The sequence below is a fragment of the Acetonema longum DSM 6540 genome, assembly GCF_000219125.1.
Lineage (GTDB): Bacteria > Bacillota > Negativicutes > Sporomusales > Acetonemataceae > Acetonema > Acetonema longum.
Genome location: NZ_AFGF01000234.1, coordinates 1 through 24,952, shown reverse-complemented (window position 1 = coordinate 24,952; position 24,952 = coordinate 1). Strand labels below are relative to the sequence as shown.

At 44.1% G+C, this 24,952-nt stretch carries 24 protein-coding genes and 1 pseudogene; 5 read left to right on the top strand and 20 right to left on the bottom strand.

The genetic code is table 11. The annotated features are described in order from the left end of the window. Positions 1–31: 31 nt before the first annotated feature. The 20 genes from murQ to ALO_RS17640 form a co-directional block, all read right to left on the bottom strand. A complete protein-coding gene (murQ, locus tag ALO_RS17725) occupies positions 32–934 on the bottom strand; it encodes an N-acetylmuramic acid 6-phosphate etherase (RefSeq protein ID WP_004098880.1) in 903 nt (300 codons plus the stop codon). A 9-nt stretch (positions 935–943) separates the two neighbouring features. Beyond that, entirely contained in the window at positions 944–2,029 is a 1,086-nt protein-coding gene (locus ALO_RS17720) for a DUF871 domain-containing protein (RefSeq protein WP_004098878.1), read from the bottom strand. Between the two features lie 11 nt (positions 2,030–2,040). Beyond that, complete coding sequence (locus ALO_RS17715) at positions 2,041–3,396, bottom strand: PTS transporter subunit EIIC (RefSeq protein WP_004098876.1); 1,356 nt, start codon at positions 3,394–3,396, stop codon at positions 2,041–2,043. Positions 3,397–3,480: 84 nt separating this feature from the next. Next, entirely contained in the window at positions 3,481–4,383 is a 903-nt protein-coding gene (locus ALO_RS17710) for an aldose epimerase family protein (RefSeq protein WP_072031877.1), read from the bottom strand. A gap of 69 nt (positions 4,384–4,452) precedes the next feature. Continuing rightward, a complete protein-coding gene (locus tag ALO_RS17705) occupies positions 4,453–5,820 on the bottom strand; it encodes a phosphohexomutase domain-containing protein (protein ID WP_004098872.1) in 1,368 nt (455 codons plus the stop codon). After that, positions 5,813–6,946, bottom strand: coding sequence for a glycosyltransferase family 4 protein (locus tag ALO_RS17700; protein ID WP_004098870.1), 1,134 nt, complete (start codon positions 6,944–6,946; stop codon positions 5,813–5,815). Before ALO_RS17700 ends, ALO_RS17705 begins: the two co-directional genes overlap by 8 nt. Before the next feature lie 23 nt (positions 6,947–6,969). Beyond that, positions 6,970–7,842, bottom strand: coding sequence for a glycosyltransferase family 2 protein (locus ALO_RS17695; RefSeq protein WP_004098868.1), 873 nt, complete (start codon positions 7,840–7,842; stop codon positions 6,970–6,972). Positions 7,843–7,870: 28 nt separating this feature from the next. Continuing rightward, positions 7,871–8,707 carry a glycosyltransferase family 2 protein gene (locus ALO_RS17690; protein WP_004098866.1) on the bottom strand — a complete coding sequence of 279 codons (837 nt, stop codon included), beginning with the start codon at positions 8,705–8,707 and terminating at the stop codon, positions 7,871–7,873. Between the two features lie 70 nt (positions 8,708–8,777). Next, positions 8,778–9,707, bottom strand: a complete 930-nt coding sequence (fcl, locus tag ALO_RS17685; RefSeq protein ID WP_004098865.1) for a GDP-L-fucose synthase — start codon at positions 9,705–9,707, stop codon at positions 8,778–8,780. Positions 9,708–9,742: 35 nt separating this feature from the next. Further along, positions 9,743–10,828, bottom strand: coding sequence for a GDP-mannose 4,6-dehydratase (gmd, locus tag ALO_RS17680; protein WP_004098863.1), 1,086 nt, complete (start codon positions 10,826–10,828; stop codon positions 9,743–9,745). 106 nt (positions 10,829–10,934) lie between these two features. After that, complete coding sequence (locus ALO_RS17675) at positions 10,935–12,044, bottom strand: glycosyltransferase family protein (RefSeq protein WP_004098861.1); 1,110 nt, start codon at positions 12,042–12,044, stop codon at positions 10,935–10,937. A 58-nt stretch (positions 12,045–12,102) separates the two neighbouring features. Then, entirely contained in the window at positions 12,103–13,206 is a 1,104-nt protein-coding gene (locus ALO_RS21090; protein ID WP_202945812.1) for a glycosyltransferase family 2 protein, read from the bottom strand. Positions 13,207–13,243: 37 nt separating this feature from the next. Further along, positions 13,244–14,755 carry a glycosyltransferase gene (locus tag ALO_RS23320; protein WP_004098857.1) on the bottom strand — a complete coding sequence of 504 codons (1,512 nt, stop codon included), beginning with the start codon at positions 14,753–14,755 and terminating at the stop codon, positions 13,244–13,246. A 44-nt stretch (positions 14,756–14,799) separates the two neighbouring features. Beyond that, positions 14,800–16,992, bottom strand: a complete 2,193-nt coding sequence (locus ALO_RS17660) for a polysaccharide pyruvyl transferase family protein (protein ID WP_004098856.1) — start codon at positions 16,990–16,992, stop codon at positions 14,800–14,802. 35 nt (positions 16,993–17,027) lie between these two features. Continuing rightward, positions 17,028–18,401: an ABC transporter ATP-binding protein gene (locus tag ALO_RS22630; RefSeq protein ID WP_040293802.1), complete on the bottom strand. Its 1,374-nt coding sequence runs from the start codon at positions 18,399–18,401 to the stop codon at positions 17,028–17,030. Positions 18,402–18,452: 51 nt separating this feature from the next. Further along, entirely contained in the window at positions 18,453–19,253 is an 801-nt protein-coding gene (locus tag ALO_RS17650) for an ABC transporter permease (RefSeq protein ID WP_004098853.1), read from the bottom strand. Between the two features lie 55 nt (positions 19,254–19,308). Continuing rightward, positions 19,309–19,776 (bottom strand): sugar transferase, encoded by a 468-nt coding sequence (locus ALO_RS23315; RefSeq protein WP_004098852.1) that lies wholly within the window; start codon positions 19,774–19,776, stop codon positions 19,309–19,311. Beyond that, positions 19,773–20,789 carry a hypothetical protein gene (locus ALO_RS23310; protein WP_083821143.1) on the bottom strand — a complete coding sequence of 339 codons (1,017 nt, stop codon included), beginning with the start codon at positions 20,787–20,789 and terminating at the stop codon, positions 19,773–19,775. The genes ALO_RS23315 and ALO_RS23310 overlap by 4 nt, the downstream gene beginning before the upstream one ends. 294 nt (positions 20,790–21,083) lie before the next feature. Continuing rightward, positions 21,084–21,368 carry an IS30 family transposase gene (locus tag ALO_RS23860; protein ID WP_413788509.1) on the bottom strand — a complete coding sequence of 95 codons (285 nt, stop codon included), beginning with the start codon at positions 21,366–21,368 and terminating at the stop codon, positions 21,084–21,086. Continuing rightward, complete coding sequence (locus tag ALO_RS17640) at positions 21,320–22,123, bottom strand: IS30 family transposase (RefSeq protein ID WP_050807046.1); 804 nt, start codon at positions 22,121–22,123, stop codon at positions 21,320–21,322. Before ALO_RS17640 ends, ALO_RS23860 begins: the two co-directional genes overlap by 49 nt. Between ALO_RS17640 and tnpA the strand changes: the two genes are divergently transcribed. The 5 genes and pseudogenes from tnpA (at position 22,100) to ALO_RS23850 (ending at position 24,449) form a co-directional block, all read left to right on the top strand. Continuing rightward, positions 22,100–22,471, top strand: coding sequence for an IS66 family insertion sequence element accessory protein TnpA (tnpA, locus tag ALO_RS23855; protein WP_004098848.1), 372 nt, complete (start codon positions 22,100–22,102; stop codon positions 22,469–22,471). The two genes, ALO_RS17640 and tnpA, sit on opposite strands and share 24 nt — an antisense overlap. Further along, positions 22,465–22,821: an IS66 family insertion sequence element accessory protein TnpB gene (gene tnpB, locus ALO_RS17630; protein ID WP_004098846.1), complete on the top strand. Its 357-nt coding sequence runs from the start codon at positions 22,465–22,467 to the stop codon at positions 22,819–22,821. Before tnpA ends, tnpB begins: the two co-directional genes overlap by 7 nt. Positions 22,822–22,829: 8 nt before the next feature. Continuing rightward, positions 22,830–23,012, top strand: coding sequence for a hypothetical protein (locus tag ALO_RS22940; protein ID WP_202945811.1), 183 nt, complete (start codon positions 22,830–22,832; stop codon positions 23,010–23,012). Positions 23,013–23,036: 24 nt separating this feature from the next. Then, positions 23,037–23,848, top strand: a pseudogene (tnpC, locus tag ALO_RS23305) (IS66 family transposase); the annotation flags it as partial. 37 nt (positions 23,849–23,885) lie between these two features. Further along, entirely contained in the window at positions 23,886–24,449 is a 564-nt protein-coding gene (locus ALO_RS23850; protein WP_004098839.1) for an IS66 family transposase, read from the top strand. The last annotated feature ends 503 nt before the right edge of the window (positions 24,450–24,952 follow it).

The window sequence follows — 24,952 nt, the reverse complement described above, 5'->3', positions numbered from 1 at the left end:
TCCGGTACTCAATATGGCTTCAGTTTTTCTTTCACTTTCGACAGTTTTCTATAGCTTTAGCAACAAATCCTTCATTGTCAGCCAAAGCCTGTTCCGCTTCTTCACGGGACATCTGCCCCAGCAGCATGGTAATCGCGATTTTAACCGAACCGCCGGCTTGAACCAGTACGGTTTCAGCCTGCTGCCGCTCCACGCCGGTAACCATCATCACGATCCGTTTAGCCCGCTCAATCAGTTTCTGGTTGGTGGCCTGCACATCCACCATCAGGTTGGAATATACCTTGCCCAGACGAATCATGGCGGCGGTGGAAATCATATTCAGCACCAGTTTCTGGGCTGTGCCGGCCTTCATCCGGGTGGAGCCGGTAACGGCTTCCGGGCCAACCTGTACACAGATCGTCAGAGCGGCCGCTGCCTCCATCTCGGATGCCGGTGAACAGGTAACAGCCACTGTCCGGCAACCGATGCCGCTGGCATATTTCAGTCCGCCGATGACATAGGGCGTTCGCCCGCTGGCGGCAATCCCCACAACGATATCGTTGGAGCTCAACTGCCGCTGACGCAAGTCTTCCTCTGCCAGGGTAAGAGAATCCTCCGCCCCTTCCACTGCCCGGAACACTGCCGTCTGACCGCCGGCAATCAGTCCCTGAACTAATTCCGGTGACGTACCGTAGGTGGGAGGGCATTCGGAAGCATCCAAAATCCCCAGCCTGCCACTGGTGCCGGCTCCCAGGTAAAACAGCCGCCCCCCATCCCGGATAGCCGCTACTGTCCAGTCTGCTGCCTGGGCGATCTGAGGCAGAACTTTTTTCACTGCCTGGGGGACTTGACGGTCTTCCCGGTTGATTTTAGTTACGATTTCAAAGGCGGACAGACGGTCAATGTCCAGAGTATTGGAGTTGCGGGTTTCAGTTAAAAGTTTTTCCAGATTCATCGGCTCCTCCTATCGGTCAGGACCGGGACGGAAACAAAATGTCCGGCCTGGCTGGATATACTGCAACAGTCCCATTTCTTCCGGCGCTATCCGGGCCACTACATTCACTCGCTCGTCAGCCGGCAGCGTCTTTATTATAACCTGCAGTTCGCCCATATAGCGGCGGTACAGTTCGTTATCAATGGTCACGTTTCCCGCTTCTCTCATCTGCGTTTTTCGCGGCTTAATCGCCTCTTTCGCCAGGTTGCGGGTTTCACTGGACCGAATGACAGATTCGCCCGGGTCCAGGCGATTCGCGTGTACGGCAAACAGGATCTCCTGCTCCACAGCCGTTAATGCATCCTCCGGCACCACTTCCAGTTCGACGCAATCAGGATCGATTTGCCCCACTGCCGCCAGTTCCTTGGCATCCGCCAGAGGATCACCGAACAGGACGCAATCCACCAGGCCGCTGTAGATCAGTTCCTTAGCAGCCGGTACCAGGCCCAAGACGCGGTGACGTTCCAAAGTAGGCAGTCCGGCATAAATAGGCCCGCGAGGATTCACTAGCGATGGAATGAAAGCAGCCAGGGGAATGCCCTGCTCTCGGAACAGAGCCGATCGTTTGACGAATAGTTCCCATCCCAGTCCGGTATCAGGCCGGGGATAAAAATTGTGACAGGCCCGCAATTTAGCAGTGTCAGCCCCGGCGGCCAGAATAGCCTGCCACAGTTTTTCATCCATGGTGCTGGCGTTCAGTTCCACCGCCAGGCCGCTGGTTTTTGTCCAAACCGCCACTGCCGCCGCATCGAAGCCAAAATCCAGCCGGATTACATCAATGCCCAGTTCTCGTACCGGCTTTAAATGGTCCAAACTTGCCCCCAGCAGCCGAAATGCACGGGGGGAAATATCGGCGGTAATGCCAAAACCCAGTCGTCCGGCCTCACCGGCTATCAGCCGGAACTCCGCCAGCAGAGAGGTTTCATCCGCCTCCGGGATGTGCAAAGAGGTGAACAGGCGGGAAAACCCCGCCTGCCGTGCCTTGCTCAGATACTCAAAGCATTGTTCCGGCGAATAGCCCATGCCGGCATATAGGGATATACCTTTTTCGATCATGATTGATGCCCTCACACCTGTTTTTCGTCCATATCTTTAGGGTCATCGAAGCCAACCAGCCAGGTCACAACAAATCCACCCGCATAGGCGATCAAAATACCGATCAAATAATTTACCACATTGCCCGGCGTAATCAAGAAGGTCAAGGGCAACCCCGACACCCCCAGGCCCACGGTGGATACTTTAGTCATAGCCTGCCAGGCGCCGCCAAAGCCGGCGCCGATACAAGCGGTAATGAAGGGACGTCCCAACGGCAGGGTGACGCCAAAAATTAACGGTTCACCGATACCCAGGATACCTACAGGCAATGAGCCTTTGATGACATTTTTCAGCCGGGCATTCTTAGTCTTCAAGTACACCGCCATGGTAGCGCCCACCTGCCCGCCACCTGCCATAGCCAGGATGGGAAGCAGCGGATTCTCCTTCAGGGTATTTAAAAATTCCATATGCACCGGCACCAGGCCCTGATGCAAGCCAGCCATAACCACGGGCAGGAAGGTACTGGCCAGCACAAAACCGCCAATTGGCCCGCCCAAGCCAATCAGTGTCTTAAAAAACCAGACGATAGCTTCCGACAACCAGCCGCCCACCGGCTGCAGCACGTAATAAGTGGCAAAACCGGTAATTAGCAGAGATAAGGTCGGAGTGACAATGATATCAATGACATCCGGCACATAACGCCGCAATCTCTTTTCGATCACAGTCATAAACCAAGCTACCAACAGCACGCCGACCAAGCCGCCCCGCCCCGGCACCAAAGCCTGATCCCAAATCTTGATACTGGCAATGGCCGGATTAATCAGAAGCACCGCCGCCAAGCCGCCCATGGCCGGGGTGCCGCCGAATTCCTTGGCAGTATTAATGCCGACAAAAATGGCTAAATAGCCGAAAATGCCCCAGCCCATGGCGTTAAGCAGCAATACCAGGGTACCCTGTGGATCGGCGCCGCCGCGAATGGCTATATTAGTCAGGCCGGCCAGCATGCCGGAAGCCACGATGGCCGGGATGAGGGGAATAAAAATACCGGCCAGCTTGCGCAAAAACAGTTTAAAGGGAGTATGGTTCCGGTCGGCATAAGTTGCCTTGATGTCCTGCACTTCGCCCAGAGTGATGCCGGCCAGAGCGGCGAATTCCGCGGCCACCTTGTTGACGACTCCCGGTCCCAGGATGACTTGGAGTTGACCGGCTGACTCCACGACCCCCAAGACTCCGGCAGTGGCCCGCACTTGTGTCGCGTCAGCCTTGGCCATATCCGCCAGGGTCAGGCGCAGGCGGGTCATACAATAGGATGCGCCGCTTATATTCTCTTTACCGCCAGCCAGGGCCAGGATGCTTGCGGCTAAATCCCGCTCTTTTTCGTTTGCCACCGAATCGTCCCTCCACTTCACTTTGATATGGCAATAATCCTTCAATCCAACGCCTTTTTAAAACATGACTTAATTTGCAATTCGTCATATTTGGGTTTTTCCCCTGCCTTGGTCAGGACCCTTCAGGGGAAGAACCGATATCTTGCAGTACGTTTCTACTCGCTCTCCGGGTTTTACCATGAGGAGCTCCTGCTTTAAATTCAATTCATTCGCCTTGCCCATCCATGGTTCTACACAAATGAAATCCTTTCCAGGCTCAGACCAAAACACAATATATTTAAATTCCTGTCCTTGTTCCAATATCACTTTATATTGATGATCTATATCAAAAGTAATGCAATTTGACCTGGAGTCCAAAAGTAATATAGAATCTGATGAGTCGCTCAGGTCAATGCTGCCAAGAAACGGTTTGATTTGCTGATCGGCACAATCCAGATATTGCGTGGCGTCTGTAGCCAAAGGCAGATTCTTGGATGATGTATTAAAATAGGGATGCAAACCGGCGTACAATGGCATGTCAGACGCAGACCGATTCTCGTATGTCTGCCTGATAGTCAAACTGCTTCCCTGCAGGATGTAGGTAAAAATAACCGAAAAATCAAACGGAAATACTTGCCGTGTCTGATCATTACTTGTTAACTCCAGGGCAAGCACCGCTTGTCCCTCTGTGTTGCTTTCAATCACTTTCCATACTTGGTCTCGGGCAAACCCGTGATTTTTCATGGAATAGGTTTGATATTGCCAGGTATATCGCCCATTTTCCAATTGACCACAAATTGGAAACAGGATAGGGATTCCTCCTCTTACATTAGAAGAAGGGTCAAGAAAAGTCTTGGCGTTGAGATATAATACATCTGTCCCATTATGTTCAAAACCATAAATCATGCCGCCTCTTTCCGGCGCAACCCTGACTTTGGCCTGGGAACGGATATCCTCCAACTGGTAGATTCCATACTTTCCGTTTGGCAAGCATTCCACTCGATACATATCATCCAGTCCTTCCATGAAAATGCTTTATGAGAAAAAAGCCCGCCCTGAACAGGACAGACTCAATTTTTATACTGATGCAATCAAACTAAGTATCTCTTCCGTTTTCTTTTCCATAAGCGCTTTGTTATCTTTTGCCTCAATGTTCAGTCGCAGCAACGGCTCGGTATTCGACATCCGCACATTGAATCTCCACTGGTCAAATTCCAGGCTCAGACCATCAGTACGGTCTATTCTTTTTGCACCATTTGCATAGTGATTTTCGATAACCTGCAGGACCACGGCCGAATCACGCACTTCCCGGTTGATTTCTCCGCTGACTGGGAACCGTTTCATGCGATCCCCCACTAGCTGAGATAATGGTCTGTTCTGCTGACATATGCATTCTAAGATAAGAATCCAAGGAATCATGCCGCTGTCACAATAGGCGAAGCTTTTGAAATAGTGATGCGCTGACATTTCACCGCCGTATACAGCATCTTCCTGCCTCATCCTTTCTTTAATAAAGGCATGACCAGTCTTACTGAGCACTGGCACCCCGCCCAATTCCGTCACCTGCTCGACTGTATTCCAAGTCAGTCTTGGGTCATGGATGATCTTAGCGCAGGGATTTTTGCGTAAAAAAGCCTGACCTAAAAAGCCTACGATGTAATATCCTTCGATAAAGCCGCCCTTTTCATCAAACAAAAAGCACCTGTCAAAGTCACCATCCCAGGCAATGCCTACATCGGCTCCGGTTCTTCGAACTTCACTGGCGGTAACTTCCCGATTTTCCGGCAAGAGAGGATTGGGTATCCCATTAGGAAAAGTGCCATCCGGAACATGATTTACCTTGACAAACTGAAAAGGCAGATGAGGCTCTAACGCATCAATCACAGCTCCGGCGTTGCCATTACCGGCGTTAACCACTACTTTTAGCGGTTTCAGTGCCGACGTATTAACATATGTCAAGAGATGTTTCACATAGTCAGGCATGATCTGAAACTCCCTTTCGACTCCCGGAACATCAGCCGCTACAAAGTTTCCCGCCATAACTCGTTCCTCCAGCGCCCGCAGTCCAGTATCGCCGCTGACTGGTCGGGACTCGGCCAGAACCATTTTCATTCCGTTATAGTCCATAGGATTGTGGCTAGCAGTAACCATGATGCCGCCATCAGTCTTCAGGTGAAAGGTAGCAAAATAAACCTGCTCGGTGCCGCAAAGGCCGATATTCAGCACATTGCAGCCCCCGTCCCGCAATCCTTGTGACAAGGCCTTGACCAAGCTGAGACTAGACAATCGTACATCACAGCCCACAACGACTTGTTTAGTGTGGAATTGATCCACATAGGCCCGGCCAATGCGGTAGGCTACTGTCTCGTTTAGTTCGCCGGGAATTTTGCCGCGGATGTCATAGGCTTTGAATATATTTCGGGTTATTGATATTTTCTCACTCATTATCTTTCTCCCCTATGATCGTTCTAATATATCCACTAAATTCTTGCCTAAATCTTTCGGCAGAAAACCGTTCTGCATTCTTGCGACAATACGCAGGCAATATTTGTTCAGTCTCTCTCTCAAAAAGAAAGACTGCGTCACGAATGGATTGAGCAGCCTGCTCTGAAAAAAAGACGCCGGTCGGATGCTCCTGATCCAATCCGGTTATGGTTTCCAGTGCTCCTCCTTTGCCATAAGCGATGACAGGAGTGCCGCAAGCCTGCGCCTCAACCGGAGTAATGCCAAAGTCTTCCTCAGCTGCAAATACGAAAGCCCGAGCTTTTTGCATGTACTCCCGCAATACGGAAGATGGTTGGTAACCTAAAAGTTCGATATTCTTAACCTGCCTAGCCCATGCTTTTATTTTTGAAGAATCAGGCCCATCGCCAATGACGATCAATTTCTTATCAGGCATTCCGGCAAAGGCTTCCACAATACTATCCATTTTTTTATACGCTACCATACGGGAAGCAGTCAGATAATAGTCGTCTTTCGCCGTCTCCAAACTGAAGTTTTCTATATCCACCGGCGGATATATCACCATGGCGTCGCGGCGATACACTTTTCGAATTCGCCTAGCGATAAATTCTGAGTTTGCAACAAAATGGTCCACTCCATGCGCCGTACGCAGATCCCACATTCTCATATAGTGAAGGATTAATTTAGCGACAAGTCCCTTTAATCCTCCGTCCAGACCCGCTTCACGCAGATACTGGTGCTGCAAGTCCCATGCATAACGAATAGGAGAATGAACATAAGAAATATGCAATTGATCAGGGCCGGTAATAGCCCCTTTTGCCACGGCATGGGAAGAAGAAATCACTAAATCATAAGCTGACAAATCCCACTGTTCAACCGCCAAGGGCATGAAAGGAAGATACGACCTATATTTTGTCCTTGCCCAAGGATACCGCTGAATCGATGTCGTTGTCACTGTTTTATTCAATATAAAAGAACGCTGTTTTGCAGACAGAAAATCTACCACACTATATAAATCAGCCCGAGGAAATAATTGCAATATTTGTTCTAACACACGTTCTGCCCCGGCATAAGTTACCAGCCAGTCGTGAATGATCGCCACTTTCATTTCGTGCCTCCAAGTCTCACAGCTTACGGAAAAAACTTAGATATAATTTTCCTTAAACCCCTCATCATAAACATCCACTGCATAGCATACACATTGTGGGGCAAAGCACATTTTTGCGAAAGAGCGAAATAGTTCTTTTTTAAAAAATACCAGTTGTTATATATACACGCCAAATACCAAATCAGCTTACCTTTAGCATGAGCGCCACCGGTAGCAAGAGTCCGTGGCAGGTTGATCTGGATGGCTTTCGGCTCATAAAATATTTTGGCTTCATTAAGATAAGCGCGGACTAAAAAGTCGGTTTCTTCTCGATAGGCGTTTATTTTGTAGTTTTCATCAAACAGGACCTTCTGTGCCCATTCTTTCTTTATCAGGAAACAGGCAGGAGTCACTGGCACTTCAACCGGAAATTCAGTAGAAAGGGTAAAATTAAATTGCAAATTGACCAAATCTGCAATCTCTTGTGTATCGTTCGCTTTATGGTCATAATTCCGGATAAATTGCTCTATATTTGTTAAGTCATCGAGTGAATTCATATATAGTGCTTTGGCTCCGGCTATGTCGGCGTATTGAGTTTTGATGACATCAACCAAGCGTTGTATAGAACCTGGTATGATAAATGAATCATCATCGCCAAAATAGATCAGCGGATACCGAGCGGCATCAATTCCTCGATTCTTAGCGTACATCTGCCTTTGGTTTTGGGGAAGCCTGATATAGCGAATGAGTGGATAACGCTCCTGCAATTTGCCGACTATCTCCGATGTATAATCTGTTGACGCATCATCCACCAGGATCACTTCACCGACACCCGGCTGGATGTACGATGGTACCGTTCTTTCTAATAAATGCGCCCTGTTATATGTGGGGATTACTACTGATATTTCAGTATCCATAACACACACACGCCCTGTTCAACCATTTTTACTGTGTTAGAACAGTTACCCCTTTCCTATGTCTGCGGTAAACAGCCACGACTTGATTCATGCCTAACGTTTGAAGAATGACCCGAAAAAATGATTTTCCTGTTTTATAGACAAATCGCAAAAATGCCCAGGCACCAGGATATCCATATTTTATCGATATAGTCATTACTTCCCAATATCCTATATGGTAATTTCTATCCGAATAGCCTCCCAACCCCATATAAGTCAAAGGCTTGGGAATATATACTCCCCTTACGCCCTGAACAGAAAAACGCCGCAACAACTCATAATCCATAGCAATTTTGTAGTTAGTATCAAACCCGCCATGCTGGATGTAAACTTCTTTACGAACAAAAACGGTCGGATGAGGAGTCGGCGGCATAGTATATCGGATAGCATCATGATAGTCTGGGTTACCATGATGTATGACACTAGGAATTCTATTCCGGTCACAAAATACGAGATCCCCAAAAACGAAGCCGGCATCCGGATTAGCCTTGAAAGCTTCAACTACAGTTGCCACCGTACCTTCCGCATACCAATCGTCTGCGTTTACTATGCCTACCAAGTCGCCGGAGGCCTTAGCAATGCCCTTGTTAAATGCATCAGCAATTCCTTGATCTTTTTCACTGCACCACCAAAATATCTTTTGCGAATACTTCGATATGATTTTCACAGTTCCATCAGTAGATCCGCCATCAATGACAATGTATTCTATGTGCGGATACGTCTGGGCAATAACATTTTTTATCGTATGCTCAATAGTCTCTTTAGCATTAAGACATATAGTAATGATACTAACCTTAATTGGATCTCCTAAAGCACCCTTTTGCATTGATTCGCTCCTTTGCTATCCCACTAATTCGCTACTGCAGCAAAAATAAGCAAAATTATGCGAAACCAGTCTACTTCGTTTGCGATACATACCATTGATAAGTTTCTGCTAGTCCATCCCGTAAAGAAGTAGTAGCCTTCCAGCCTAAATTGGACAGTTTTGTAACATCAAGACGTTTGACAGGGGTTCCATCCGGTTTTGACGCATCATAAACGATTTTTCCGACAAACCCTGTGATTTCGGCTATAATTGCCGCCAAATCAGCAATGGTAATATCCGTGCCCGTACCGATGTTAACAATTTGTTCCCCTTCATATTGGTCCATCACAAAGCAGCAAGCATCTGCCAAGTCATCCACAAAGAGAAATTCACGTCTGGGCGTACCACTGCCCCAAACGGAAACTGATGTGTCTCCCTTATGCTTCGCTTCATGGAACTTGCGAATCAGCGCAGGCAGTACATGAGAAGTTTCCATGTCAAAATTGTCATTAGGACCATAAAGATTGGTAGGCATGACACTAATAAAGTTGCAGCCATACTGACGCCGGTAGGCTTGGCATAATTTAATGCCGGCGATTTTGGCGATGGCATACCACTCATTGGTAGGTTCTAAAGGCCCGGTTAAGAGGTATTCTTCGTTCAACGGCTGAAGCGCCATTTTCGGGTAGATGCAAGAACTGCCCAAAAACAAGAGTTTCTTTACCTCATTTTGATAGGCAGCATGAATAATATTGGATTCCATTATAAGATTTTCGTAAATAAACTGAGCCGGATAAGAATTGTTAGCCAAGATGCCTCCTACCTTGGCGGCCGCGACAAAGACATAATCCGGTTTTTCAGTTTCAAACAATTTCTGCGTCTCTACCTGATTAGTCAAATCCACTTCTTTGCTTGAACGAAACAAAAAATTCTTATAGCCTTCTTGTTCCAACCTCCGAACAATTGCCGAACCGACTAAACCCTTGTGTCCGGCGACGTAAATTTTCGCTTGTTTTTCCACTTATCACACCTCAAAATCTATAAAAATACAAGTAACTACTCGTTAAAAGCAGGAACAGTATAGCCGTTGGCCACGCAAAGCATGTCCTTTTCTGCTGCTGCAAGATCTTCTTGCACCATCATGGCACAAAGTTCTCCTAAAGTTGTTTTAGGGTTCCACCCGAGTTTAGTTTTGGCCTTAGTAGGGTTTGACCATAAAAGATCTACTTCCGTAGGCCGGAAATAGCGAGGATCCACTTCAACCAGAACTCGACGAGAATTTTTATCAATCCCTTTTTCTTCCGCACCGATTCCTTGCCACTCAATTTCGGTGCCAACTTCTTTAAACGCCAATTCAACAAACTCTCTAACAGAATGCGTCTCTCCGGTTCCAATCACATAGTCATCCGGCACATCTTGTTGAAGGATGAGCCACATAGCCTCTACGTAATCCTTGGCAAATCCCCAGTCACGTTTGGCATCGAGGTTTCCAAGATACAGTTTTTGCTGCAAACCTAATTTGATACGAGCCACAGCACGAGTAATCTTCCTGGTAACAAAAGTTTCGCCCCTTAATGGTGACTCGTGGTTAAAAAGAATGCCATTACATGCATATATTCCATAGGCTTCACGGTAATTGACAGTAATCCAGTAGCCATAGAGCTTAGCTGCAGCATAAGGACTGCGAGGATAAAACGGTGTAGTCTCTTTTTGCGGAGTTTCCTGTACTTTGCCATATAGTTCACTGGTGGAAGCCTGATAAAATTTAGTTTTTTTCTCCAACCCTAAAATCCGGATTGCCTCTAAGATACGTAAGGTTCCTATTGCATCTGCATTAGCAGTATACTCCGGCGTCTCAAAGGATACCTGTACGTGACTTTGAGCCGCAAGATTGTATATTTCATCGGGCTGAACTTGTTGAATAATGCGTATAAGATTGGTAGAATCGGTCATATCACCATAATGTAGAAAAAAACGCACATCATCTTCATGCCTATCCTTGTATAAATGATCAATGCGATTTGTATTAAATTGAGAAGCACGGCGTTTCACGCCATGCACTTCATAATTATTCCTTAATAGTAATTCTGACAAGTATGCTCCATCCTGACCTGTAGTTCCCGTAATTAAGGCACGTTTCATTTTTACTTATTCCCCCTGAATTAAATACTCTTTTGAAGACCCAAGATATCTCAAGAATTCGACTCGACTCTTTAAAAAGGCCACAAAAAGTAGCGCGGTAATTTTTTTAGTTAATGCTATGATAAACTTCAGATGAAAGAAAGCTTTCTAAAAAGAATTTCCTTGTCAATTTAGTTCGTCTTTCAGGTTGTTTAAGATACTGACTAGCAGCATACAACAATTGAAAATCATGTGCCTTTTCTATTGCTTCGTTGTATGTTTCATAGTATAGAGGATATTCTGGTCCAAGATATTCAATAACAGCAGGTAATTTATTTACAAGTAAAGGAGTCCCTCTTGCCATACACTCGATCACTGCATTATTCGCACTGGTATCATAAAGATTAATGAACACTATATTTTCTGTGAGCAATGCATCATATTGATCATTGGGCAAAAAAGAGAGGGTCGTCACAGTGTCCAACATCCCATCTTTTAATTTTCCTATCTTTTTTCTATATTCCCCTTCTACTTTAAGTAATTCATCAAACCAAGATTCAGTTCTACTCTTAAGAAAAACCTTACAGTATTTTGATTTAGGTAATTCATAAATCCCAAACATATTTCTTAGCCACCAACCAACTTGAACAATTTTTTTTTCTTGATTCATTTCAAAGCGTTCGATATTCCATTGCGCTTCAGGTATTTCTGTTGGATGATAAAGAACTGATACCGGTACATCCACCATTCTACGCATATAATTTGCATGATATTGTGATAAAGTGAAAAAACCTTTACAGTGAGGTTCACTTACCTTCCATTTCTCAGTTTTTCTAATATTTTCGAAGTACTGAGCCTGTAGATGATCCGGAAGCCACTCAGGAACCATCGGCGGAATGTGAAGAACTCCAATCCAGTCATACTCATGTGGTGGACTACCTTTCTCATCCCAACTAAACGTCTTTTCAATAAAAGAATCTAAAAAAGCAGCGTAAGGATTATGCAATTTTCGTAATGAACTGACTGCATAATTCCAACCGCTTCGGTGTATACCATACACATATTTCATTTGCTCGTTCAAGTTTATCCCATTACCCCAAAGTTGAACCGTTTCCAATAACTTATCATCCGGATAATGACGTTGTGAGATACGATTGTTATAAATTAATGCTTTCATCGCATGGAATCCCGACTTACAAAGATTACGAATATACATTTTAAAATACTCTACTTTCATGTAGTTCTCCCATAAAACATTTTAGTGATTTATTGGAAAAAGATGTTTTAAGAGTCTCTCATCGATCAAATTTATAGCATACATAGTATATAATTTTTTTTATAAAAGTATAAAATCTAGTACCTAAGTGATGATAACTAAATGTCTTACCTACCAAGTGTTTAAATTCTTGGTCTTTTATTGTATAACCGCATTCGACCAAACGATTTAATAAATAATACTTTTGTTTTTGAGTATAATATGGTTTCCTTAAGATGTTTTCAATATCTGAAATGATTTGCTCATTAAATTGCCAATCGAATACCAAAGAGACCAGAGAACACAATTCAGTCTTATTTATAGATGGATGATACTCTCGTAGTACTTGTGCCACTTCCTTGAGCATCATATCTTTATGAATATCGGAAAGGCCAGCTAATTCATAGTAATGGATAGGCTTATTTATTATGCAATGTTTCATTCGGTTATCAGTAATTAATGCTAATTGCATTTTTAAATCAGCTGCGATCTTATAGGTTTCATCATAATAGCCAATTTTTTCATATGCATTACTGCTAATCAGCATTGTTCCATGATTGCAGGGATTTCCCATCACTAATGCTACTTCGTCAAAATGTCGCAATCCATAAAGGAAAACCAAATTGCCCTGCTCATCCACACAATATTCATCTGCTCCTGAATAGTCAGCATTCGAAGCAAGCAGTTCTCGAACCGAATACTTGATAGCGTCATCTATGAGCCAATCATCGGAATTTAAAATGCATATATAGTCTCCGGCAGCAAGGGAAAGACCTTTATTCATTGCATTATAAACACCTTGATCTGGTTCTGAAACGTAGTAATCAATAATATGCTCGTAGTTTTTAATGACTTCTAAAGTGCCATCAGTACTGGCACCATCAATTACAATATATTCAATATTTCTATATGTTTGCATTAACACAGACTTTATAGCTCTCTCCAGCTTGCAGACGCGGTTATAAACGACAGTGATTATAGTAACCAATGGCGCGTTCGACTCACTACGTTTATATGTACCGCGCAAGCGCAGCCCACCTTCAACAAATGGCTTCACATGAGAGGATTCCATTCGAAAGCGCCAGCCACAAACCTGGTTAGGTATCTTTGGTAATGCATTCTGACTTGTATCTACCATATCCATGCAGTTTCGCGGCATATGTGTATCCCTCGCTCCAATATCACTGTTTGAATCTTCTCATTGCACTAATAACTTCCCGTAAAGGTTTCGTTATTTTCCACGATTTTGACCTATAGACTCCTTGAAGTTCTGCTTCAAGGTTATTTTTACAGGTAATCAGCATATCCTGTTTTTGTCTCAATGCATCACACTCCTGTTTTAATGCATCGTGTTCCGCCTGAAGTTCAACCGCTGTCTCACATAGCAGCGGCATCATGACAGAGGCCGATTCTGCGAATATATACGGGATATGTTTTTGCTTAGGCGCTTTAGTAGTTAATTCGGCTATTTCAGCAAAAAGTTGCTGATATCGAGAGGCCTGGATATCCAAACGGTAGTGATCTACAATCAAGCGACGGCAATTATCGTTCATCGGCGGTCCCGAAAATACGGCCATGATTTGTGTTGCAAAGCCTTTAGCATCATTTAACGGAACTAAAAAACCATTATCGCCATCTTTGATAATGTCCGGCATCCCTCCAGTCTTAAATGCAACCACCGGAGTGCCGCAGGCCATACTTTCCAGGATTAAATTAGGCAGATTATCTTCTAGCGAAGGCAATGCGAGTACATCCGCCGCAGAATATGCTAATGCTAATCTTTCATCTTCATGAATATAAGACAAAGTTTTATATGGAATGCCTAGTTGGGTTAATAAGGTTGACGGCTGTCCGAATGTAAGGATATATAATTGTTTATCCTCTATTAGCTTTCTGCCTTCTGTGTCCTGCATCAAGTATTGAATTGCCTGAATTAACTGTTCCAAACCTTTTCTTTTTTCTTTTAGGTCATATGCCCCAAATAATATCACTTTCGCCGTAACTGGAATATCCAGTTGCATTTTGGCGTAAGTTTTTGACATCGGTTTATATAATTCAGTCTCAATCGAATTCGGGATAACTTCAATCCTATTACTCCGGAAAACAGTGCTTTCTCTGGCACAGTCAGCCATCCATCGACTAGGAGTTACTATAATGATATCTTTGGGCAAATATTTAATTTTCGTTTCCAGCATTGACTTTGTGATATTATATTGATTTTCTTTTAATTGCGGACAATCTGAACAATCGATTTTATATTTTTCGCAACCATGAGTATAATGACAGCCTCCCGTCATAGGGTTTTGATCGTGCAAAGTCCAAACAATGGGTTTTCCCATTTGATGAATTTTAGCTATCGCCTCAACCGACACAAACGTCGATATCCAATGTAAATTAACGATATTCGTATCACGTAATAGTGTGAGATAATTAAAACCAACACTAGGGTACATAGCGGAACAAATTGTATTTCCTTCATAGACATTATTAAAGAAATGCTTTATAACTGTTTTATCAAACACTCGGTTAACAATTTCCGCAGAATTTAACTGCATTACATTAGCGGATTCAGCATTTTTCCATTTTACAAACAGTGTACTGTTTTCGCCTGCTATATTTAAGCTTCGGTTTAACCGGAGTGCAGCCTTACCTGCACCCCCGGCATCATTTGTAGAAAAAAGAGAGATTTTCACCCATACCATCCTTTGCCGTTTGTTTTCTGGCATTCTAGTTTAAATTACATATCAACCCAGCAATGACAAAGCTGTTCCGGATCATCAATTATTGACTGCATAGTAACCATATGTTTTAATTGACCAACATCCGAAAGGTAAGCAAGAATCTTCCCGCCGTTGGTATAATCCAAAGCAATGTAATTTGTTTTAAGCGTATTGGCAAAAACGACGGAATGGAATCGCATGCACAGGTTTACATTAGCAGTTTGCATTGCCTTGACAATGCCATCTATCGTCGATAATCGATTTTCCACGTAGTATTCCCGATCCACAAAATACTTTTTAGCAAACTGAAAGTTAAAATCCCGATCATCATTGCCAATCACAAAGTTATGCATAGCGTAAAACCGTGGAACCAAGCCATATTGGGCGCAAAAACGCTGAATGTTTTCGGCCAGCGTTTCTTCAAATTTTTGTTTGAAGACGAAAAATTCGTCCGTGCTCATGGTAGATCGGTATTCAGTTGTAAGTTCCCTCAAAAAGCAGGCCAGTTCGTTTTTTTTCTTGGATTCAACCGGAGCATAATGTTGGAGCAGATAATGGATTGCCGGATCTCCTATGTTTGTTATATCAACTCTATCTGTTAAATTCGCGGCCACACCAACAGAGTTTTCATCACGTAAAAACACTTCATCGGCCATATTTAATATATCCTTAACCGCATTCGTTTTTTCCTTGGAGTATAATGGGCCGATTCCGCTGCCAAAAATAGTCGTTTGAGCCTTTCTCTTTTTCGCAATAGAAAAAGCCCATAAAATAAGCGACAACTCTTCCAATTCCATCAAAGGTCCTCCGCCGACGACCACTTGATCAACTATTGCTGCAGTTTGAAAAAAATTCTCACTGTAAACAGGAACCACTTTTGCATTAATCCGCAACTCATTAACAGTGCGCTCGGTAATAAACGGATACAAAGAACTTATCATATAAGCCGCATCAGGATATTTTTCTCTGCAGCGGTCTATTATACCACCCAGAATAGCTTTATCCCCAATGGTTTCAGTTCCATACCATCCAACAATAAAAATCGTATATTGGAGGGGCTTTTTAATATTTAAACTGTAAATCTTTTTTTCTTTATTCTTGTTAGCATTGAAGGATTGAATAGAAAAGAAACTTTTCCAACGAGCAGTATCTTCAATAGATTGCATTAATACCGGACGCGCCATTGCATGATAGTCATGGATGCAAGAGTCACAATATTTTTGACAAATGCTATGCAGGTGTCCTATATTACGCTGGTATATGGTCAAAAAGGAAGCTTCCTGTAAATTGCCAATGACCTGAGATTTCGGTGCACAATAAGCGATGCCCCCATAACAATCAATATTTACCGCAGTGCCTTCTAGATACGGGCAGCTAATCATCCGAGCGCCGCCACTTAACATATTTTTTATACTACGATAGGTATTCTTAATTGTCTCGTCACTTTCGTAGGCATATTCCAGTTTGGAAAAAAACAACTTCAATTGATATATCTCATCATTATTAAAGCTTCTTATCATATCGGAATTTTGATTATTATCCAGCCTATTGATAAATTCCGCGATACGAAAACGTCCGTATAGTCCGCTTTCTCGTAGATAACCAAGCAATTCATCCAAACCCCACACATTCGTTCTGGTAATGGTGGTTCCCGTGGAAAAAGCAATGCCCATATGCCTTAATTCGTTCATGACCTTTATTACCTTTTCGAAACTACCCGGAATACCCCTGTTTCGATTATGAACGTCCCCCATTCCGTCCAGCGAGAGCATGACCGAGAACTTAATTCCATGGTCATTGCATTTCCGGTTAATCTCTCTGACATGACTTATGACTGATTCAGGAAGCAGCGAATTGGTGATAAGGCTTAATCCTTCCAGCTTTGGCAATTCTATAATGGCACCATAGAAATAATCAGGTAAATTGCGGATAAGGGACGGTTCACCGCCAGTAATTCCTATGTGCTCAACACCCTGTAATCCCGGATCACGTAATATACGCCGGAATTCCTCGGCATTCATATGCTGCTTGAAGGGCTTGTTCCATACATTGCACATCACGCATTTCGAGTTGCAAAAATCATTTACTTGGTAATTAATTACCTTAATGTCAGGCGTGAGACCAATCATATCTTGGGGTACATTTTTAGCTTTTAAACCAAGATTAATCCAATTGGAAAGCATTCTTTTTATTTTTTGACCATTCAACATTTGAAATACCTCATGTTATAAATAATACATTTCCACTATTTTGCATCAATTACAATATCGCCAGGCAGATCTGCTAATCCGTGAAATGGAATCTCAGTAATCGAGTTCCCTAAGCAGGCTGAAATGAAAAATGAACCAACTTTTCCAACATAACATAAATTAGTACGATTCTCATCTAACATTATATAATGCAACTCATTGCGTCGCAAAAACACATCTTTTGCTATAGTAGAAAATCCTAATGAAAAAGTATATTCGCCTGGAGCAATAGCCAGAGTAATTTCTTGTTTAAAACGAACTTTTGCTCCTTTTCTTATTCGCTCAGGTGCTTCGATATCATATTGCAAACTGTTTTTGCCGTGGATAAGAATATTCTTGTCATTGAATAACAAAATACCACCAATAGGAACATCCGCATCTTGGCTCAATTCAAATTCATAATAGAAAATTCCGGTTTCCCCCTGCACGAACATACGAGATGGTTCTCTATTAGAATTACAAAGCGCAACAGATGTACAAATAGCTCCATTATTTATGACTTCACTTTCTCTTGGTAAAGCATAAAATGCATTTGGATTACTCGGCCAATCTATTTTTGTTCTAGACCAGCTATTATTTTCCAGTCTTCCGTTATTTCCCTTTTCATCCACTTTAAGACCATTTTTAAAATTATCCATAGTATTATCCAGGAAAAAGTAATGTTGAACGGCTTCATCTGCACTACCCCAAAAAAGAGTCCGCCCTTGATTTAGTAATAAAGCTCGATTACAGTATTGTCGAATTTCGTTCATTGAATGTGTTACCATAATAATTGATGTATCATTTCGTCTTAAATATTCCATTCTATCAAAACATTTTTGTCGGAAAAATACATCTCCGACAGCCAATGCTTCATCAACAATCAAAATATCAGGCTCCACAATCGTGGATACTGCAAATGCTAAGCGTACGAACATACCGCTTGAGTAATTTTTAACTGGCTGATGGATAAACTCGCCAATATCAGCAAAGTCAAGAATCTCCGGAATTTTTTCTTCCATTTCTAGACGATCTACACCCATAATAGAACCTTGGAGATATATATTTTCAATACCTGTGTATTCAGGATTGAATCCAGCGCCCAATTCAAGTAATGCAGCAATACGACCTTTCACTGTAACTGTTCCTGAGGTTGGAGTAAGAACGCCGGTTATAATTTTAAGCAGTGTAGATTTGCCTGATCCATTTTTCCCGATAATACCAACGCTTTCTCCCTTTTGTATATCAAAAGATACATTATTGAGAGCAAAAAAATCCTGATGATATTTTAAAGAGAATGGATTTAAAGATTCTTTCAATCTATCAATCGGCCTATTGTATAATTTATACACTTTCGAAATATTTTCGATCTTAACCGCTATGTTTGTCATAATTTCCTCACATACAGTTCCTAGTAGCATTGACTTGTTTTTTTAATTTCCTTATAAAACATCAGAAAAATGTGGTTTCATTTTTTTGAAAGTCCATGTTCCTACCACAAAAAAAATAATTGTCAGACCCCAAAAGCAGGCCGCTCCAATTCCATTTTCCCAAAACCATGTCTTACCTATTAATGTGTTACGAAAACCTTCTACAACATAAAACATTGGATTTAAATAAAATAACCAGTGAAACTTTTCTGGAAGCATAGTGTACTTCCACATAATAGGAGTCATCCACATTCCAAATTGGAGAATAATACTGATTAGTTGAGCAGTATCTTTAAAAAAGGGAATAATCGAAGCTGTAAAAAAACTTAAAGACAGAACCAAAACAACTATACAAAAAACATAATACAACAATTGACTGATTATCATATTGGGAAAATATCCGTAGAATATAAATAAAATTAGTAAAAATAGTACTAAAAATACATGAATAAATAGCGAAGAAAGAATCTTAATTATTGGCAAACTACTAATTCTAAAAACAATCTTTTTAACTAAATAACTATACTCTATGAAACTATTCGTTGCACTAGCCCAAGCATCGGCAAAAAAGAACCAAGGAATAAGGCCACTAGAAAACCATAAAATAAATGGAATCTCCTGTATCTTAGCCGTCCTTAGTCCAACTTCGAACACAAACCAAAATACTAATATAGTTATAATTGGCTGTACGAAAGCCCAAAAAATTCCAAAAAACGAACCGGCATAACGAACTTTAAAGTCATTTTTTGCCAATTCAAGAATTAGGCGTCTGGATTGCCATAATTCCTGAAACAAATTGCTTATTTCATTCATTATCTCATATCCTTACATAAATTTAGTGCGTCTGTCGATATAGAACTAACCAGTTTCAATAAGCTCTTTTTCTTCCCGTTACAACCTTCACTGTCTTCGTCAGTATCACCAAATCCAGCCATAACGACCAATTCCTAACATACCACGAATCCATCTGCACCCTGGTATCATAATCCACATCGTTGCGACCATTCACTTGCCAGTACCCCGTAATGCCAGGGCGAACTAAATAATAATCATGAATGGTTTCCCCATATTTCTCAATTTCTTTCTCCACGATGGGTCGGGGTCCAACTAAACTCATTTCTCCTTTTAAGACGTTAATGAGTTGTGGCAGTTCATCCAAGCTAGTTTTTCTGAGCCACCTGCCCATACGAGTAATCCGGGGATCGTCTTTTAGTTTAAAGTCCTTCCGCCATTCTGCCGCAGCATCCGGATTTTGCTCCAGGAATTCTTCCAGTTTTTTCCCGGCATCTACTACCATAGTACGAAACTTATAGCAGAGAAAGCTCTCCCCATTCACACCCACCCGACGATGGACAAAAAAATCGGACCTGGCGAATCAATATAAATAGAAATTGCTATTATTCCCGCAACCGGTAATACAATCAATCCGCCCAATATAGTAGATATAATATCAAAAGTATATTTGAATAACCGGTTATACCCTCGGGCCAGGTTATTCTTTATTCTCAACAATAAGGCCTGCTGATTCGCCACAGTTTCGGCTTCTAAATTAGCCAGCGGTATGCCAAAAAGATTCGGAACAACAATGAGATTACTTACATGAGGCTGTATTTTATAAACAAGATCCAGGAGTTGCTCTCTCGCTAAACCCGGCGCCGCAACCATGACATCCTGTACGCCGCTACGCGCGACAGCCTCTTTTACGTCGGAAAAACTTCCCCAAAGCGGATATTGATGCGCTAAAGGCCGTTCCTGATAATGATCCTCTATAACTCCCGCAACTTTATATCCCATGCCAGGATCATCCGCAAAGGCTTGGACCAATAATTCCGCCGTTTTGCCGGCACCCACAATCACAACTGGCTTTTGCCATAAGCCGAAATACAAAAGCAACCGTTTTAAGGCATACTGTGTTACTACCAGATACGTAAAGGATGTGACCCAAACCAAAGCCACCAATATGCGCGACATGTCTTTCATGATGCCGGTTACAAAAAATACCCCAATAATAAGAACTACTGAATAACTGCACACTTTGAAAACAAGCTCAATATTTTTCCAAAATGGCAACCGCCTAGCGTACATTCTTTCATAGAGAAGAAAACCCATAAATACCATTGGGGTAATATAATAAAAGTAATTGGGAACTGGATAGGACAACAATCCAGGAAAGAGATAGAGAATAATGAATTCGCGCATATAAAAAGCCGACCACATGGCCGAAACTAAGCTTAGGTAATCGGCACCGCAAAGAAACACAGGCGACAGCCATTGCCCTATACGGTTAGAGATAGAAATAGCACTAATAGAATTTGGCGGGTTTAAGGTTATTGTCCGTGAGAAATTCATTAGAAGTCACCTGCTCCTAGTCAGAAAATCTGCTAAACCGTAGTCTAGTTACATCTTTTTACATAATTCGCTGTAAATTAACATTCGCTGTAACTGAACGATTTCCTGCCAAAAGGTCCGACAGATTTCATATAAATTCGGTTAAGCGTGTTTTTAACGGCACAACTTTCATACGATAAGCTACAAAAAGTTTCGCAAAAAGAAAGAAATAAAGAATACTCTTTTAAATTATCAAGTTAAACATGTAGACTGCAATAACAAATGCAACACTTTAGAGAAAAACCGAAATAAAAATTATGAAATCGATAATAGTGCAGCATCGAAGCACTCTTGAGGAGTCTTATACCCCAAGATTTTGCGCGGCAAATGAATGCACCAATCCTGCACCCGTTGAATCGTCTCTGGCGCTATGGTAGAAAGGCAAGCCCCTTTAGGGATAAACCGGCGAATCAGTCCATTGTGCCTTTCATTGGTTCCGCGCTCCCAGGATGAATAGGGATGGGAGAAATAAGCGTGGCTGTTCCATTTTTCTAACTGGACGGCAAGCTCGGAAAACTCTGGGCCATTATCAGCCGTAATGCTTTTAACAACCGATTGAAAGCGCCGACCGAACCGCTTTTTAATGGCTTTAGGGCACCACAGACAGATGGACTCGTTTTGTCAGCTAAGGGAATCGTGATGATCTGCCGGGTTTTTCGTTCGACTAAAGTCAGTATCACCGCATCTTGAGAACGTTTTCCGCAAACCGTATCAATTTCCCAATGACCAAATTCTTCTCGGTTATCTACTAAGGCGGGTCTTTTTTCAATACTGTCCCCCAAGATCCGCTTATTTTTTCGTTGCCGTTGCTGTTTGGGTTTGCGCCGAACTTTCAGGGCTAAATCCATGTTTCGTACTGGTAGGAGGCCTTGATCGATATAGTTATAAAGCGTCTTGGCACAAACGCAAGCCGGACCTTGATTGCTTGAGTGCGTTTTATAAACGCCTACCACTGTATCCGGCGACCCGTGGTCCTTTACGATTTTGCTTTGAGCAAACTGCAAAAAGGCTTCTACTTCCGCTAGCTTATAGGGTGGTCTGCAACTAGACCGTCTTTTTTGGTATACCGCTTGCCCTGTCTCAGGGAAATAGCTTTGATAGTAAGCCAAGTTCGATCGCAATTGGCTCGTCGTTCCTCGTTTGATTTCTGTAAGCGTCAACCCCAAGGGCACCTGTACAGCCAAAATCCCTTCTGAGAAAATGAAGCCAGAGAATTCAAAGGAACCACAGAGTCCGTTAGATTCTCGAAGAATCGAAGGGAGTCCAAGAAAGTGCAGGTACAAAAACTGACGCATGAAGTGAGACTGCAAAAATGGAGCGAAATCATCCGCTCCTGCCGCAATAGCGGCAAACCCATCCAAACCTGGTGCAGCGAAAACAACATAAACCTCAAGACTTACTATCACTGGCAAAAACACGTATGCCAGGCGGCCTGCCGGGAGCTTTCCCTGTCGCAGGAGGCAGCCACGCCATCCGTGCCACAACCAGAAGGCCCCGTCTTTGCCGAACTTCGCCAGCCCACCCCACAGACAGGAACCATTGCCCTCGTCATCCAGCGCCAGGATACGCAAATCCATATCTATCACGGCGCCGATGCGGCCACCGTGCAGGCGGCCTTGACAGCGCTCAACCGTCCATGCTAGGAGATCTCTCCCGGGCTGAGCGGGTTTACCTGGCCTGCGGCTATACCGACCTGCGCCAATCCATCGACGGTCTGGCGGCCACCGTACAGCAACGCTTTCACTTAGACCCGTTATCAAACAGCCTGTTCCTGTTTTGCGGCCGTCGCTGCGATCGCATCAAGGCGCTCTTTTGGGAGGGAGATGGCTTCGTGCTGTTGTACAAAAGGCTGGAAGCCGGCCGCTTCCAATGGCCCAGGGAGGAAAGCGAAGCCAAACATATTACCTGGCAACAGTTTCGCTGGCTGCTGGAAGGCTTGAACATCGAGCAGCCCAAAGCCCATAAGCCGGTGCGGGGAATCCAACTGATTTAAGGCCGGAAATGATAGGGAAATCAGCCAACCTATGCTATACTATGGCTATGAGAACTGTGACGGAACAACCCACTCCCCAGGAAGAAACCATGACCGTGAACCGTGCCCATTATGAGGCCTTACAGGCGGAAAATGCCCAGTTGAACCAAAAGGTCAATTGGCTGATGGCAAATGCGCCTGGCACGCCATAAGCGCCTTGGCTATCCAGTGAGAAAAGTCAATATGATGCCCTGAACCTGTTTAACGAAGCGGAAGTCACTGCGGATCACAAGCTGCCCGAGCCGGACCTGACAGCAGCGCAGACCCATTACCGCAGAAAAGCCAAGGAAAGCACCGAAAGGCTGCCCGCCGACCTACCAGTAGAAGTAGTCGAACACGGGCTGCCGGATGAAGAACAGGCTTGCCCGAAGTGCGGCTCGGACCTGCATGTCATGGGCAAACAAATCCGCCGGGAACTCAAGCTCATCCCCGCCCAAGCCGTGATCGTCGAACATGTGCAGTATGTCTATGCCTGCCGGAATTGCGAGACCAACGCCGTGAGCGTGCCCATCATTCAGGTGCCGGTGGACAAGCCCGTCATCCCAGCCTGCTTTGCCTCACCGGAAGCAGTGGCCCACATCATGACGCAGAAATTCGTCAGCGGTCTGCCGCTATACCGCCAGGAGCAGGAATGGAACCGGCTGGGCATCGAACTGTCGCGGCAAACCATGTCCAACTGGCTGATCCGCTGCGCCACCGACTGGCTGGAGCCCCGCTATGAACAACTGCATAAAAGCCTCTGCGCCCAACACTATTTGCACGCGGATGAAACTGTGCTGCAGGTCCTGCACGAACCGGGCAAGCCGGCCCAGAGCAAAAGCTATATGTGGCTGTACCGGACCAGCGGCAACAGCGACATGCCCATCGTGCTATTTGACTACCAGCCCGACCGAATGCCAAACGCCCCACCGAATTCCTGCAAGGATTTAGCGGGTATCTGCATACCGACGGCTATGCCGGCTGCCACAGCCTGCCGGAAACCATAGTCAGGGTAGGCTGCTGGGCTCATGCCAGGCGCAAATTCGATGAAGCGCTTAAAGCACTTCCCGAAAAAGACCGCCAAGGCTCCGGCGCGGACAGATGCAAGCGCTACTGCGTACCAGCTGTTTGCCATCGAACGGCAGCTAGCCGACTGTACGGCGCCAGAGCGCTATGAAAAACGGCAGGAACTGGCCAGGCCGGTGCTTGACGGCTTTTTGGCGTACCTTCATAGCGCCAAAGCCTCTACCAAGAGCGGCTTTGGCCGGGCCGTCCACTACACCCTGGAGCAATGGCCATATCTGGAACGCTATCTGCTGGATGGGAACCTAGAGATCAGCAACAACCGGGCGGAACGCAGCATTAAACCCTTTGTCATTGACCGCAAGAACTTTCTGTTCGCCAATACCCCACGCGGCGCTAAAGCCAGCGCTATCGTCTTCAGCATCATCGAAACCGCCAAAGAGAATGGCTTGCATCCCTACTCCTATTTGACCTATATTTTCAAGAATGCACCTAACTGGAACATTCATCAGGATAGTGAAGCGCTGCAGAAACTGTTGCCGTCTGCTATTCCTGATTGTTGCAGAACTAAAGCCGCTACCGATTGACTTTGTCTAGGTGGCGGTTTTTTGTCGAGTAGCAAGAGCGTCTCGCGACGCTCAAGCCCTCACAGATCCGTACAGGCGCGATTAACGCACACGGCTCTTCATCTTGAGATTTGCTGACGGTTAGCCGTAGAAAATGCTTACTTGGACGCGCTAGCGGAAATATCTTAAGTAAGTCATTGAATCCTTCCCATGTGTAGCTGCGTTTCTGACTTCTGCGATTCAACCATTTGAAGAGTGCGTGGATCGTCTTAAAGTAGTAAATGTGGATGCTCGGACTATTGTCGGTGATGCCATAGTACTGGTAATGACCTTGTAATTTCAAGTTTAGCGTCGCAAACATCGTACTGATTGGCAGGCGATTCTCTTTAATCCCATACATTCATCTCCGCCAGCCGCAGTCTCATTTTCTTCTTAGACGTCTTTCGCTTGACTCGGAAATAGCCTTTTTGGCTCTTGGAACAGTAATACGTAAATCCTAGGAAATCGAATGTCTCCGGTTTCCT